Here is a 15,151-nt window from a genome sequence, read left to right as displayed (position 1 = left end):
GATGAAAGCTCTGGTAACAGGTATATCTGGTTTCGTAGGTAGTCATATGGCTGAATATTTACTAAGCAATAATATAGAGGTCTTGGGTACAATACGTCAAAGAAGCCGGATGGACCATATTCAGCATATTTTGAATGATATACATTTGGTGGAGTGTGAGTTAAGGGACCCGTTTTCCGTTGAAACCTTAATTGATCGAGAGAGACCTGATCTTATATTTCATCTTGCGGCTCAAAGCTTTGTCCCAACTTCGTGGAATTCGCCGACAGATACCATTTATAATAATGTCGCCGGACAAATTAATATTTTCGAATCGGTTCGGCGTTTTCAATTGGATTGCAAAATTCAAATTGCATGCTCCAGTGAAGAGTACGGACATGTTGAACAAGATGAGGTGCCGATCAGGGAGACAAATCCCCTTAGACCGCTCAGCCCTTATGCTGTAAGTAAAACAGCACAGGAATACTTGGGGTACCAGTACTTTAAGAGCTACGGTTTGAATGTCGTGCAAACCCGGACATTTAATCATACAGGCCCAAGAAGAGGAGAAAACTTTGTTACTTCCAACTTCTCCAAACAAATCGCAGAGATTGAAGCGGGGAAAAAGCCGCCGGTTATTTATGTGGGCAATTTATTGGCCAAGAGAGATTTTACCGATGTTCGTGACGTAGTTCGAGCTTATTGGCTGGCCTTGGAAAAGGGAGAACCCGGAGAAACATACAATATCGCCTCCAATAAGTGCTATACCATTGGTGAAGTACTTCAATTGCTATTGACGTTAAGCAAAGTTCAAATCGAAATCCAACAGGATCCGGCACGGATGAGACCATCGGATGTTGAAATACTGCTTGGAGATTACTCGAAATTCAATGCAAAGACAGGTTGGAAGCCGGAAATACCATTCCATAAAACAATGGAGGATTTATTGAATTACTGGCGTGCAAGAGTTTAATATCTCTTGATTCTCAGGACTGCCCAAGCCGTAACACCGGCACAACGGGCAGTCTTTTTTTGCATAAAAGAGAAAACCCGTCATTTTCAGACGGATTCTAAGTTATAAACCATAATGATATTTTACCAAATAGTCTAAGCGCTCATATATTTGTTTTGCGGTATATTGGATTGAGAATTTCGGGAATAAGTCGGCTCTGGCTTTTTGCCCTTTCCTTCTTGCTTCATCTCTACGCTCGAACACGCTGCGCATCAAAATTTTGAGATGATCAACGCTAGGTTCCGCCCATCTTTGTCCGTGGTAATAAAACGGAGCAAGATCCGGATTCACAGGGACGACACCTTCAATATCGATTAGATAGCTGTTGTTATCATTCATATATGTTAGTTGTCCGCTCCATCTTGTTCCGATTGTCGGCAATTTCATGGCCATCGCTTCCATATACGGCCTTCCCCAGCCTTCTCCGCGAGAAGGAAGAACAAAGCAGTCGGCAGCCGCATAGGTGGAGATCAACTCTTCCTCGGTCATGGTGGATTCCAACAAGCGAACTGGCGGGGGATTCTTTACGCCGAGCTTTTTACACAAGGCTGCAATTTGGTCTTGAATCTTAGTTCCGGGTTCAAGGAATTTATTCACTTTTAACTCCAGGACAACATCTTCATCCGGACGGAACTCCTCGAAGTAGGCACGCAAAAGTATGTCCCATCCTTTTCTTATACTCCAGTCGAAGACAGATAGAAATCGGAAGGGGCCTCCATTCCGGAGAAGTGATCGTTGGATATTATCAGGGTTATATTTGTTTTCGTCCAGGGAGGCGGGAAGAACGTATATTCGTTCAGGATTCAATCCTGCGGCAGTAAACGACTCGCGATTGAATTCGGAAGGAACCCATACCTCGGTTATTTTCTTTAAATTCTCCACCCAATTTCGGGGTAAAGAATCCGTTTCAAACATCGTTCTGCCGATCGATAAAGGTGCCCGCGGCAGTGATAATGAATGTGCAGGAATCGACTGGTAATGGATAAGGGGAGTAGTAAGCTGCTGCTTCTCTAACTTTAACAAGGAGCTGTACATGTCCGTACCGGGTGTCTCCCGGGTTAAAGGCTCGTCACTGGCCAGTAATTTAATCTTCAATGGGTAAGATTGAAGCCCCATTATAAAGGATCGTGATTCTTCAGCATATCCTGACAAGTTATATACGGGACTTTGCCAGAGAACCTCATAAGTAGTTTGTTGTTCGATATTCTCTTTGGTCCGTTGAATTTGTTCCCGGACCTTCTGTAATCCCTGTTGTAGTTCCGGTTGCCTGGAAGCGTATTGAAGCCCTTCCGTGTACATTTCCTCAGCCCGAAATTCATTGCGCATCTCCAAATAACGGCTACCTAGCACTTCGTACAGTTCCGCCAGCTGTAACTTCGCCGTTTCGATACTTCGATCAAGATACAAAATTTCCCTTGGCCGTACAGAGGGATCTAACAAATTGGCTCTCTTGAATGCTTCGAGAGCCAGTTGATAGGTTTGCATCTGTGAATAACAGACCCCCATCAGGCTCCAAATTTCGGCTTGAAAGGTGTTCGATTCTTTGTCCATGGCTTGCGAAATAAAGCGGAGGTGAGGGAGTGCTTCAAGATACTGATTCTGGTTAATGTAAGTGTTTGCCGTATTGTATCGCGCTTCAAGCGAATCCGGGTATACGGCGAGAACACATAGAAATTTTTCAAGCGCCGCTTCGTATAGGTTTTGATGAATAAGTTGAATTCCCAACCCCAATTCGGTTTGAATAATCTCCCGATCTGTCGGTTTGGGACTGAACTTCCTCTGGGAAAAATCATGTATTCGGTGTGCAATGCGATCAGCACTTTGTTTCCAAGTAAATGACGATAGGACAGTTTGGCTAGCATTCTGTCCCTTTTCAAGAGCCAGCTTCTGATTTGTATAAACGTATCTCATGACTTTCCGCAAATCATGAAGATCAATTTTTAACCACCAGGGATAGTCGACGGTATCTAATCCATCCAATTTTTTTTCCTGTAATGCTTCTTCTGAACTGGATACAAAAAAAGCCGTATTTTCGTTACAAAAGTCTGTGCTCGGCCCCCGGTCAGGAACAATGACAGGAACACCGCAGGCCATCGCCTCAACTATGGGAAGTCCAAACCCTTCTCCGCGGTAGGGATGTACCAGACAATTACATGCTGTATATAAACCGGCTAGTTCTTCTTCCGTAAATTCGTCGTTTATATATACAATTTTGGGATACTCCGTATTTGACTGCATGTTTTTGATCGTGTTTTCGAACGTGGCTCCCTTATAGAATGAATTGGACCCAAAATCTTTGATCACCAAGCAGACATCCTCATCCGCTGAAAACTCAGTAAGGTAAGCTCCTAATAACGTATCTATTCCTTTGCGGCCGATGGTTCCTCCAACAAATAAGAAACGAAAGAAGGAAGCATCATCTAAATCAAGCGTTTTGGAACCTGTGTTAAATACGTTTCCATCAACTCCTAACGGGATGACGTGAATTTTGTTATCCGGGATGCCCGAACGGATATAGCATTCTTTGTTGTATGAACTGTATACCCAGACTTCATCAATCCAATATTTCATCGGAATATACCATTGTTTTGGGATGGCTCCGTATTCCCAAGGTTGCATAACAACCCAATATTTGCTCTCGGGGTCATTCCAATTCGGCGGCCACTGGTGACTAATGGTTAAATCAGCTTGTTCCATGGAGGAGTTATTGTTTTCTGCCTTCACGATCTTTAGGTTCAGTTTAGGGTTTGCTGCGAGCTCCGAACACAATTTTCGGTTTACGTTAGCGATACTGTGGTTCTCAAACTGAGGTCCTTCCCAATGGACTGTTATCGTCAACATTCTACACCTCGTTCTATCTTTGTTGTTTCATTTTACGGTTCATTCGTGAAATTGGTTCTTGGATGATATGCAAATGCTCCTGTCACTTTTAACGGGGAATCAACATAATCTGTTCATGAGCGAAGGGCGGTTGTCATTGGTTAAGGAGGTCAGTTTCTTGATAGAGTTGTCTCGATTGTCGCTTTGTATGATCGTAAAAAACGAAGAGGATTGCATTGGCCGATGTCTGGATAGCGTTAAGGATGTAGTGGATGAAATCATTATCGTGGATACAGGTTCAACGGATCGTACGATTGAGATCTGCAACTCTTATGGCGCTGATGTACTTCAATTTTCCTGGAACGAAAACTTTTCGGATGCAAGAAATTACGGGATTGAACGTGCAACAGGGGATTGGATCCTATGGCTGGATGCGGATGAAGAGGTGGATAAAGCGGAGCGTTACAAGCTTCGGGATTCTTTGTATCAGGACGATTACGATCTTCTGTTTATTCATTTAGTGAATTATTACGGGAACGAAGTTGATCCGGATAAAGTAATAAATGTTGAACATTCCAGGCTATTCCGAAGAGAGAAAGGGTTTCGTTTCGTGAATAAAATTCATGAAACCATAAACGCAAATGAGATATTAAAGACGAAAGAGGAATTAGAGAGAATCGGAAGAATTCCCTTGAAGGTTTATCATTACGGGTACTTAAATAGAGCGGTGGATGAAAAGAAAAAATACGAACGAAACATCACCATGCTAAAAAAAGAATTGGACGAAGACAACCATAGCCCTTGGATTCATTACCACATCGGATCGGAATATTATCGGATCAATGAGTTCGAGATAGCATTCGAGCATGTCAACAAATCGATCGTAGAGTTTATTTTAGCAGGATATACTCCTCCTTCGATGTTGTATAAATTGAAATATTCGATATTGATCAGTCTAGGCAGCTTTGAAGGGGCATGGCCGGGGATCGAGAAGGCGGTGGCCTTGTATCCCGATTATGTTGACTTGCAATTTTACAAGGGTGTCATTCTGTATTATAAGGATATGGTGCAGGAAGCCTTGAAGGTCTTTGATCATTGCATCGAGCTGGGGGAAGAAAATTTAAAGTATCTTATTCTGAGAGGATTAGGCAGTTTCCAAGCATGGTATTATAAAGGTCTTTGCCTCGAGAAAATGGGGGAAATTGAAGAAGCTATTCATGCTTATCAAGAATCCCTCAGCCAGTGTGACACGCTAGATGCTGCAAGGGAAGCGTTAAATAAACTTCTCGACAAAGAGGTGAGATAAGGGTGACTCAGGCTAATATCCCCAATATTATACCAACCATCTCGATTACAATGGGCCAAACGATTCCGCTGCTTCTTTCTTCTATTGCTCTTGAAGAGCTTGCATTAGCGCATATTATGAATGCTGAAGCGGAGAAGATTCAGCTTGTTCTGGGCACATTAAAACAATCCAAGAGCAAATTAAGTACCGAAACAATAAGTTTATCCAATCTATTGCTTATCAATCAAAGTGTGAGAAAAACATTGCAAGAGGTCATAAAAAAAGAAATGCTTCTACAGTTCAAATTTGACAATGTGTTGGATTTGATTCAGATAACCCATGTAAAGAAATAAACTGCAACCTGACTCACAAAGAAAAATGCCGGCTATATTGTCCTTTTCAGGGTTAAAGGGCAACTAAAAGCCGGATTTTTCACGTTTTTAAGTCCAATAATCCAAATATGCAGAGCGAAATGTGGAGATGTACTGTTTTGCGATATCATCCCAGGTTCCTGTCGGATCGTTAATCCCGTCGATGGCAGATTGTTTATATTCTTTGAAATTCGCAACTAAATGTTCAAGAGCATGTGCGATGGAGTCCGGAGATTCCGGGCGAAACCAGGCCACTTTTGCGCTTCTACGGGAGAGATGCTCTCGCATGACTGGAATATCCGAACAAAGTACGGGGACTCCCATACTCAGCGCTTCTTCTATCGGATAGCTTCCCCCTCCTTCAGCAAGGCTAGGCATAATGAGCGCATAGGCATTATTAATTAGCGGAGAAACTTCCTGATCTTTAACCAGGCCGAGTGGAAATAGATCTTTATCGATTCGCAGTCCAATCCGCTTTATCAATGAGACGAGGGTCGGTAAAGATGGATGATCCGGCCAATAGGGAGGTTCACTTCTCAACAACTCGGTTAGATATCCAAACAGTACGAGTGGGATCTGTTCCTTTCTCGAAAACCTTGCATAAGCCAGGAATAGATTATAGTGATTTTTATGAGGAGAAGTATTTGCGGGATAAATGATGTATTTTTCAGGAAGTTTTGCAGCAAGTTCTGGAGTTACGGCTGTAGCTCCAAAGTATTTTGCCGGAGAAATAGCGTGAGGGATGACTGTGGCAGAATTACATATGTTGCCGAAGTGGCTGATTAGCCTCGCTTTTACGTATTGAGATGAGACGATGACTTTTGTGGAGTTTTCGAGCCAACTTTTTGTCTTTATCCAATAATCTCTAATATATTCTCCGGTTACAAACTGAGGAACGTAATCCAGAATGATTGCATCATGAAATGTAATAACAGAGGGCTTATTCACGTCGACAAATTCCGGTCCATGGGGCCAAAAATAATAGACGACATGGCAACTTTCCACAATAGGGTGGTAAATAAAGTGCCGAATATCTCCCTCCAAATACACAATTTCAATATTGGGGTAAAGGGAGGAGTCGATTTTATTTGCAAATTCCGTTTGCGGCGGGACAACAATCCGGACCAATTCGATATCATTTTGCCTTGAAATCGCCGTTGCCAAATTAGCCAGCAATCTCGATCCTCCGCCTATCGAAAATATAGAACTCCATATCAAGATACGCATGAGCTAGGACTCCCTTCAGTTTTTGTAGGCTAACATGGATTTGATGACTTCACAGTATTCTTCGGCTACATTCGACCAAGTTCTCTGGAGAGCAGTGCTGATGGCATGTTTTTGCTTTCCTACCCAAGTCTGATTGTGTTTCCAAAGCTCATGAATCGAAGTAACCATTTCATCCACAGAATAGGGATCAAATGTAATAAACGCATCCATATCCTGAATAACCTCTTTTGCCACCTCGATCCGACTCAGCGCGACCGGGGTGTCCATCAGGAGTGACTCGAAGACGGGGAAGGGACTGCTACCTTCGAACAGGGTCGGCACAATGGTACCTATAGCATATTTATAGAGTGAAGGCACGTCTGACGATGGGATTTTCCCTAAAAATACAATGGAGTTTCGTATGGATTCCTCTCCACAATGATTGAGAAGAGTCTCGATCTCTGACTTGATAGGGCTAAGAGCATAATCGTCGGTCAGTACCAGGCAAAGCTCGGATGATCGGCCTTCCGGAGTTTGCCTGAACTTTAAAAAGGCTTCGATTAGTCGTAAATGGTTCTTATGGAGCCTAATTGCCGAAGGAAAAACAATATAGTTGCCCGGTAGTTTGTAATTGTTCCGGAACGGTTCTTCTTCCCGAACCTCATATAAACTGTACTCCTCCGCAGGGGAAGCCAACCGGATTACATACGTTTTTGCTACGGGCAGCTTTAGAAAAAGCAGCCCCTCGTGATCCCGTGTGAAATTGGAATGAAACACGAATGCGGATGCTTTATTGGCGAATTTATAAATGATGCTATCTATTCGATAGCAATGGTGAGGTTGAAAGTTGTAATACATATCCCGAAAGTGCAGATGAACCAGGTCATGTAAACATACAATGAGCGGTTTGTGTAAATATAACGCTAGTTCAAGGCCTACGAAAGGAATAATCCAGGCTTCTACCGGAATGTTTTGATTGATCCAATCGATATCATTGGATTTATGAATGAAGAAGCGATTAGGATACATCGACATTTGCTCGTTAAACAGATTATTGATGTCTGGGGCGTTATCTTCGGTTGTGGCGACATGAATCATAATCTCTTCATTCTTTGCTAGAATTCCCTCTGCAAGCCTGACACTAAAGCGCCCGATGCCTTCTCCGTCTAGCTTCTCTACGTTGCCGAAACCAAGAAATATCCCTATATGCTGTATTTCCGCTCCTTTAGTATTTTGAAAATGTGCAATTTGTCGTTCAACAGGAGGCTTAGTGGCGGCCAGAAGACTCTGGCATTCTTCGGTCAGGAGAACGCTCATGATGAAAAATATCCGTGGGATCCCTTTGTTGAGGGAATCATAACAGTCATCGACTTCCGAGGCATTTGGATTTCGCAAGAGAAATTCATTGTATAAGGCGTGGATGAATTCCAGATGGTTAAGGAAGGAAAATTGAGTGATGATCCATTGAATGTTGGGGACTGGATTTGATATCGGATCGGAAGGGAGAATTCGATATTTCACTCTGGCCTCTCTGCTTTGAATGAGCTCCGCAATTATTGAAATCTTCGGAGTTCCCCTGGAAAGTTGTTCAACATAGAAGTTATTTCCCGTTTCATCCGGTTCTCTTCCTAACAATTGCATGAATGCCCCTCTGACAAATTCATCGCTTTCTTTATGAATAAGATCATACAATATATGAATTATTCTGAGATCCTTTCTCTGTGACAGCAATTTTCCCGGTGACCTCCTTATAGACTTATATGCTTATGATATAGAAATCAACTGGAAAGGAAACGGCATATATCATGGCTGTCTGATCATTCTGATTGTTTTTATTTTCGAATATTAAAAGGCGAATGCCGTTCCTGATTTAGCCTCTCCCCATATAATGCTGATATCAAGAAAAGAAAGGAAAGTGATATAATTTGTCACAAGCAAATATCCCAAATATTGTCCCTACAATCTCCGTTACCGTTGGGCAAACAGTCCCGCTGTTGTTAGCTTCGATAGCTCTTGAAGAGTTGGCTTTGGCTCATATTTTGAATGCGGAAGCGGAGAAACTTCAACTGGTTGTTGGGACGTTGACGCCAACGAACATAACGTTGACTCCAAACATAATCACAATTTCAAACTTATTGCTTGTAAATCAAAGTGTGAGAAGAACGGTCCAAGATGTGATCAAAAAAGAAATGCTCCTGCAGTTCAAATTTGAAAATGTATTGGACCTTATTCAATTAACCCCCGGAAATCCTGTTATTGGAACCTAAAGAAGAAACCAAAAAAAACAGCAGATTTATTCTGCTGTTTTTTGCTGATTCATTAAGTATTCCAAACTTTGCAGTGCGGGCACATTCGTAACCGTCTGATCAGCAAAGTAAGGCGGTGCCGGGGAATGGGATTGGATGCTTGATATGGAAGTGAGTAATGATATTTTCCTGGCTTGGTAGTTTGTGGCTCTCCGAAGTAAAATATAAAGTCTGTGCCAATGTTCTTGTCTGCAAGGAGGAGTTATCAGCGCTTTGGCAAATATGTCTCGAGACAAGGATTCAGAAATCGCTTGGTGATTCATTATTACTTTCTCTTTAACGTCTCTATCTATCAATTCCCTGTAATATACATATGATTTCCTCACAAGAATATTCTGGACTCTTAAGATGGATTTAACGATCCTTGCCAGATAACATTTGGTATAGTCTTTCAATTTTTCATCCGAACAAATATTCACATGAGTATTGTTGAAAGCCATGTATTGTAAACATAAGGACCTCAATAACCGATCGATTGCAATTTCCGTTTGAGAAATGGCTTCTAACCCTCTTAAGCAAATATCTTGGATTTGGTGAGGACTGTCCATAGTTCTAGACATGACTTATTCCTCGAATTCGTGTTCAATTTCTTCAGATAATTCCATCACGTTTTCAAGTTTTTTTAATAAGAGCCATTCTTTCATTACAATGGTATCCATTAATTTGGTAACCGACTGATTCAATTTTACAATTTGTCCATTTGTGGGTCTTGTGGGAAAATCCAATCTTTTTCCGACAAAAGCCTGTACTTTTTCGGCTTCCGCATTTATCAAATGCGATAACGCTATTTCTTCCAATGCAATGGATTCGAATAAATCAATGACCGCTTCGCTAAACGTCGGTCTGAAATTCTCCTCCGGTATGGTTGGCATGCTCATCAAGGTTGACCTCCAGTTCCTGATTTATATAATCATATGTAGTTTGATATTTGTATGTGACAGTTGCCTATATTTTATTTAAGTCCAGAAAAGGGATTGGTCAGCCCTTTTCTGGACTTTTTCATCATTGATAAGAAGTAATGATTGTCTGAACATACTCCATTTCTTTATCCGTTAAATCGGGGTATAACGGCAGGGTGACTAATTCTCCCCATATAGAGGAAGCATTTGGAGTCGCTGAAGCGTATTGTAGGAACAACGGCTGCATAGGAAGCGGCATATAATGAACACCGATGGCTACGCTGTGTTCCTGCATATGAGCGATGAATTTTTCTCTGTTTTGCACCCTCACGATAAATGCCCAATAAGAAGAAGACTGCAAATGATAAGGCATCGCAGGTTGAATATAGTCCAGTTTTTCAAGGCATTCCAGGTATCTCCCTATAATTTGTTCCCTGCGGAGATTCATACCGTCAAGCTTTTGCAATTGAACGAGACCGATCGAAGCCATCAGGTCGTTCATATTATACTTATAACCGATATTGGAAATTTCGTAATACCAGCTGTTTGTGTCCGGATTACCCGAGACGATTTCCTCATACCTTGCCCAAGTGTCTTTATTGATGCCGATCCACCGGGACTGCCGAAGCGGCTTCAGCAGTTCAACATCGTCGGAGGAGATCATGCCCCCGTCTCCGGTAGTCATGCATTTTTTTTCTTCAAAACTAAAGCATCCGATGTCCCCCCATGTTCCCAGTGCCTTGCCTTTATACTTGCCGCCGGCCGTATGGGCGCAATCTTCAATGACTTTAAGGTTACGTGATTTAGCCCATGCGACCAGATCGTCCATCGGCACCGGATGACCTCCGAAGTGAACGGGCATCACGGCGACACAGTCCTTGTCAACCTTTCGTTCCAGATCCTCGAGACTGATTCCTAAGGTCCTTTCATCGATATCGACGAAGACCGGGATCAGCCGATTGTACAGCACAGCCATAGCCGTCGCGGCAAACGTCAAGGCCGGAACCAGCACTTTTTTACCTTCCGGGAACCGGTAGGCGGATAATGCTAGATGGAGCGCTGCCGTGCAGGAATTGACCCCAACCGATTCTTTCGAACCGATGTAGCCGCTCCATTGCCGTTCGAATTCCGTAACCTTCGGCCCCAACCCAAGCCATGCACTGTTGAACGAGTCCTGAATGCTCTCAAGCTCATCTTTGCCGACGGAAGGTTTAAAGAGTCTGACTTTCATGTCCGTCCCGCCTTTCATTTCGCATGATTGGACCTCAATATTTCCAAAAACGATTCCCGCCGGATTCTCATCGTGACCAGCTCGCGCTCAGGCTCAGCGTTCCCCTCCGCAGGAGCGGGAAGCCAGCGCGTCACGCCGTTCTCTTCCAATTTCACCAGAGGGCTTCGTTCTACTTCTTCAGCTCCTAGGCTTTGATAGATGCGGATCGCCCGGTAGTTGTCCGCAACGACACGGATATAGCCGACCTGGACGTCCAGCACTTCGATCGACCAAATGCCGAGCGTAATCAGGGCGTAACTCATAATATTTCCGAATTTCCCCTTACGTCCGCGAAGAAGATTATCGTATTCGCATTGCTTAGTAATCTCATCGTAATGGAGTAGGCCTACCTGTCCCACAGGTGCACCTTCCTCATCTTCCACAAAAAATAAAATCCGGTCGTCCGCACCCAGTACCTGCTGTTCGATCCATTGCCGGGTCCCTTCTTCAGAGGCGGGGAACTGGGTCGTGAACCAGGCGGAGGAGGCTTCCCTCCATTCGGCAATCAGCTTGATCTCGGCTTCATTGCGGACGGTATCCATCGTTATCGGCCGTAACCTGCCGCGAACGACGCCTCTTGCAATAATCGGGATACAGTGGGAAGAAAGGTCGCCTGCGGGGGGGTGTTTGAAGGTTCGCAATATTTCACTCATGTTGAACGATCCTTTCTATCCTTAATTATTTATAGCCGTGCATCTGGGCGAATCTTTCAAAAACTTTATAATCCATCTTGGCGACTTTTAGGGCGTATTCATTTTGGGATAGTTGATCGGAATGGAAGCGCAGGTAGCTTAGAGGCTGCACCATATAAACGGCATTGCCATGGGTCATCAGATTGAACCAGGACGCCATATCCACGGCAAAGAATACCTGTTTGCCACCCAAAACGCCGAAGGGTTCGGTAAGAGCCCGTCTCCGGAACAGGGCTGTCGTAGGCTCTCCAATATAATTGGTCTGAGTGGACAGCATAAGCCTTGTCAACTTTCTGCCGCCCACGATCGTATCCCGGGGGTAGAGCTGTTTGAATGTCCCGAGAGGCGGTACATAGACGCGGTTGCCTTTCGCATCGATAACTCTTCTTTGGGAGGTAACGAGTACAACGTCCGGACGCGTCAAGAAATAGTACATCATTTTTTCAATCTTTCGGGGATGGAACAAGTCATCGTCGTTCAGATAGTTGATAAATTCCCCTTTGGCGAGATTGAGGCATCTTTGCTGGTTAGCGATAGGACCGATATTGTCCGGATTATGGTAATAGCGGATGACGGATCCCCGCGGTGTGGCCTGGTAGCGTGAGACGACTTGTTCCGTGAGCTTATTGGTGCTATTGTCGCTGACAATGACTTCAATGTTCGGGTAGGTTTGGACCATGGCGCTCCTCAGAGCCTGTTCGAAAAAATCCGGACGGTTATAGGTCGGAATTAAAATACTTACTAATGGCTTCATTAGAATCTCTCCTTTACTTTTGCGCCTGCCGGCGTCTAAACTCTTCGAGCGTAGGAAGACGTGAATCTTTGTCCGAAATGACCGGTTTTAGAATGGGCCAGGTAATACGCAGGCTTTCGTCATTCCAGATAACACCGCCTTCATGCTGCGGGGCGTAAGGACGATCCACCTTGTATATGATCTCGCAATCTTCTTCCAGCGTGCAGAAGCCATGTGCAAAACCTTTTCCGATATAAATCATTTTGTTGTTTTCTTCCGTCAGCAGAATGGAGTCCCAGTGGCCATAGGTGGGGGATCCCGGTCTTAGGTCGACGAATACATCGTAGATCGCCCCTCTGCATACCCGAATGAGCTTCGTTTCTGCGTAAGGCCCGTGCTGCAAATGCATCCCCCGTAACGTCCCTTTTTTTGGGGAAAAAGACCGGTTCTCCTGTACCCAGTCCCAGTCTAGTCCATGATCTTTGAATATCTGTTGATCATAGATACGCGTAAAATGGCCGCGGTGATCGTTATTAGGAAGGAGAGTTATTTCATAAGCCCCCTGCAGTCTGCACGGAGTGATGATCATCCCGTCTGCCCTCCTCCCATATAAGCGTTGATCTGCCGTAAGCTAAACTCTCTCATATCCTGTTTCTGCAGGTAGGCTTTGTACCATTCGATGGTTCGGGACAAGGTCACATCGAGGTTCCATTGAGGTTTCCAGCCCAAAGTTTGTCTGGCCAGGGAGCTATCCAAGCTCAGGTAATGAGCCTCATGGGGATGGTCGGTAATTGGATCCGCAATAAAGGAAGCTCCATCTCCCCATTCTTTGCACAACAGATTCACCAACCGCTGCACGGAGACTGCATTTTCATAATCGGGTCCGAAATTCCACCCCCGGGACAAGGCCGCGCCGGAGTCTGTCATTTTTTGAGCCAGCAACAGGTAACCGTACAAAGGCTCCAGCACATGCTGCCAAGGCCGGATGGCTTCAGGATATCTGATCACAATCGGTTTCTTGTTTCGGATTGCGCGGATACTGTCGGGGACCAGGCGGTCTTTGCTCCAGTCTCCTCCACCGATGACATTGCCGGCTCTGGCCGTTGCTATGGGTACCTTTAAGGCGCCGGAATCAAGAGGATTAAAGAAGGCTCTCCGGTAACTGTTCGTGATGATCTCCGATCCGGCTTTGCTGCCGGAGTAGGGGTCGCTTCCTCCGAGGGGGTCGATTTCCCGGTATCCCCAAGTCCACTCCTGATTGTCGTAACACTTATCGGAGGTGACATTGACAACCGCCGAGATCGAAGAGCCGTTTTGAACGGCTTGCCTGACCGCTTCCAATAAATGAACCGTGCCCATCATGTTGATCTCAAACGTTGCGGCCGGTTCGGCATAGGATTCCCGGACAAGGGGCTGGGCGGCCATATGGATCACGATATCGGGTTCTGTCTTTAGCAAAGCGTCCGCTAATGAGTTGTAATCGCGAATATCGTGAATATAGGAAGAAACAATTTCATTCATACGGCAAATCTCATAAATGCTAGGCTGAGTGGCTGGACGCAGGGAATAACCCGTGACCGAGGCGCCCATCGCATGGAGCCAAAGGCTAATCCAGGTACCTTTAAATCCCGTATGCCCCGTGAGAAACACCTTTTTCCCTCTCCAGAAGTCCGGGTCCAGTCCCAGATTGTCGAGCCTCATTTCATCATCCCCCTCTCCTTTTTGTTCGAATCAATGAAGTTAGTTATTTGTTCATAGGCATCATATGGCTCGGGGGATAGACTTGAAACTGGCAAAAAACTATAGAATTAGTAATTTCAAAAAATATGTATTCATCCAATCACGGCCGAGTTTTCTGCATAATATATCAGCGAGAAGGGAGGGAATACCCAATGAGTGATTTAGAAGTCAGATTGCAGCAAATTATGACATTGCTTCAAGGACAGGTAATGGATGAAAATCATCCGCTGGGCATAATTTTCCGCAAATTGGGCGAGATGCAATCCAACACGGAATCACTTCGAGAAGGCGGTGCCGATCAGGAAACCCTCGATCAGTACAAACAACAAATCGCAGCTCTTGATTTAGATGAAGAAACTCAATCCGAATTGCGTTCCGTCTTTGCCGAGACGGCCAACGGAGGAGGGACTGCTCCTTCTTCCGGCTTGAATGAACAAATCTTGAGTGACTTGATGAAACAATTGAGTCATATTCAATCCCTGATCAGGGATCCGAATGTCGATCCTGCTGCGGCCCTTTCCATGATCCGTCCGTTTTATGAAGAAGCTAGCGCAGTTGTTCAGAACCTTGCAGGTTCTTTTAACTTGAACGGAAGTTCATTTCTAGCTTCCTTGCAAGCCATGCTGAAAAATCAGTCGCGCTGATTTTAGGATTTGGAAGAAGAGGCTTTCCCGAAAGGTGTGAAGCATGGCCTTCGGGGATAGCCTTTTTTTTTGAAAATAAGTGGCCGATGATAGACTCCGGCACAGTTTTCACTTATTCCGCACCTGCTAGTTTCCGTATTCGAATTCTCTGTATATATATGAAAGTGTAAAAGCTCTTAATAGAGCTACACGAA

General features: G+C 44.4%; 14 protein-coding genes. 5 read left to right on the top strand and 9 right to left on the bottom strand.

Annotated features, from left to right (window positions below):
* Position 1: 1 nt before the first annotated feature.
* On the top strand, positions 2–952 hold the full coding sequence (locus KJS57_RS20265) for a GDP-mannose 4,6-dehydratase (protein WP_213656145.1): 951 nt from the start codon (positions 2–4) through the stop codon (positions 950–952).
* A 102-nt stretch (positions 953–1,054) separates the two neighbouring features.
* Here the strand turns inward: KJS57_RS20265 and KJS57_RS20260 are convergent, their stop codons facing one another.
* Positions 1,055–3,832: a glycosyltransferase gene (locus tag KJS57_RS20260; RefSeq protein WP_213656144.1), complete on the bottom strand. Its 2,778-nt coding sequence runs from the start codon at positions 3,830–3,832 to the stop codon at positions 1,055–1,057.
* 157 nt (positions 3,833–3,989) lie between these two features.
* Between KJS57_RS20260 and KJS57_RS20255 the strand changes: the two genes are divergently transcribed.
* Positions 3,990–5,117 (top strand): glycosyltransferase family 2 protein, encoded by a 1,128-nt coding sequence (locus KJS57_RS20255; RefSeq protein WP_244861642.1) that lies wholly within the window; start codon positions 3,990–3,992, stop codon positions 5,115–5,117.
* A 2-nt stretch (positions 5,118–5,119) separates the two neighbouring features.
* Positions 5,120–5,449 (top strand): alpha-helical endospore appendage domain-containing protein, encoded by a 330-nt coding sequence (locus KJS57_RS20250; protein WP_213656143.1) that lies wholly within the window; start codon positions 5,120–5,122, stop codon positions 5,447–5,449.
* 87 nt (positions 5,450–5,536) lie between these two features.
* On the opposite strand, the gene KJS57_RS20245 is transcribed toward KJS57_RS20250, so the two are convergent.
* Both KJS57_RS20245 and KJS57_RS20240 read right to left on the bottom strand, forming a co-directional pair.
* The gene (locus tag KJS57_RS20245) at positions 5,537–6,643 is read right to left on the bottom strand and encodes a glycosyltransferase family 4 protein (protein ID WP_306434252.1); all 1,107 of its coding nucleotides are present in this window, start codon (positions 6,641–6,643) and stop codon (positions 5,537–5,539) included.
* Positions 6,644–6,709: 66 nt separating this feature from the next.
* Entirely contained in the window at positions 6,710–8,365 is a 1,656-nt protein-coding gene (locus KJS57_RS20240) for a glycosyltransferase (protein ID WP_213656141.1), read from the bottom strand.
* A gap of 233 nt (positions 8,366–8,598) precedes the next feature.
* On the opposite strand from KJS57_RS20240, the gene KJS57_RS20235 reads away from it, so the two are divergent.
* Positions 8,599–8,940, top strand: a complete 342-nt coding sequence (locus KJS57_RS20235) for an alpha-helical endospore appendage domain-containing protein (RefSeq protein WP_213656140.1) — start codon at positions 8,599–8,601, stop codon at positions 8,938–8,940.
* A 602-nt stretch (positions 8,941–9,542) separates the two neighbouring features.
* Here the strand turns inward: KJS57_RS20235 and KJS57_RS20230 are convergent.
* From KJS57_RS20230 to rfbG, 6 genes are all read right to left on the bottom strand, one after another.
* Positions 9,543–9,857 carry an alpha-helical endospore appendage domain-containing protein gene (locus KJS57_RS20230; RefSeq protein WP_213656139.1) on the bottom strand — a complete coding sequence of 105 codons (315 nt, stop codon included), beginning with the start codon at positions 9,855–9,857 and terminating at the stop codon, positions 9,543–9,545.
* Between the two features lie 124 nt (positions 9,858–9,981).
* Positions 9,982–11,109, bottom strand: a complete 1,128-nt coding sequence (locus KJS57_RS20225) for a DegT/DnrJ/EryC1/StrS family aminotransferase (RefSeq protein WP_213656138.1) — start codon at positions 11,107–11,109, stop codon at positions 9,982–9,984.
* Between the two features lie 14 nt (positions 11,110–11,123).
* Positions 11,124–11,801: a GNAT family N-acetyltransferase gene (locus tag KJS57_RS20220; RefSeq protein WP_213656137.1), complete on the bottom strand. Its 678-nt coding sequence runs from the start codon at positions 11,799–11,801 to the stop codon at positions 11,124–11,126.
* Between the two features lie 25 nt (positions 11,802–11,826).
* Positions 11,827–12,594, bottom strand: a complete 768-nt coding sequence (locus KJS57_RS20215) for a glycosyltransferase family 2 protein (protein WP_213656136.1) — start codon at positions 12,592–12,594, stop codon at positions 11,827–11,829.
* A gap of 13 nt (positions 12,595–12,607) precedes the next feature.
* Entirely contained in the window at positions 12,608–13,162 is a 555-nt protein-coding gene (gene rfbC / locus KJS57_RS20210) for a dTDP-4-dehydrorhamnose 3,5-epimerase (RefSeq protein ID WP_213656135.1), read from the bottom strand.
* Positions 13,159–14,274: a CDP-glucose 4,6-dehydratase gene (gene rfbG, locus KJS57_RS20205; RefSeq protein WP_213656134.1), complete on the bottom strand. Its 1,116-nt coding sequence runs from the start codon at positions 14,272–14,274 to the stop codon at positions 13,159–13,161. Before rfbG ends, rfbC begins: the two co-directional genes overlap by 4 nt.
* Before the next feature lie 191 nt (positions 14,275–14,465).
* On the opposite strand from rfbG, the gene KJS57_RS20200 reads away from it, so the two are divergent.
* Complete coding sequence (locus KJS57_RS20200; protein WP_213656133.1) at positions 14,466–14,957, top strand: hypothetical protein; 492 nt, start codon at positions 14,466–14,468, stop codon at positions 14,955–14,957.
* The last annotated feature ends 194 nt before the right edge of the window (positions 14,958–15,151 follow it).

The sequence above is a fragment of the Paenibacillus vini genome (assembly GCF_018403325.1).
Taxonomy (GTDB): domain Bacteria; phylum Bacillota; class Bacilli; order Paenibacillales; family Paenibacillaceae; genus Fontibacillus; species Fontibacillus vini.
The sequence above is the reverse complement of the archived record's forward strand: the minus strand, read 5'-3'. Positions and strand labels throughout refer to the sequence as shown.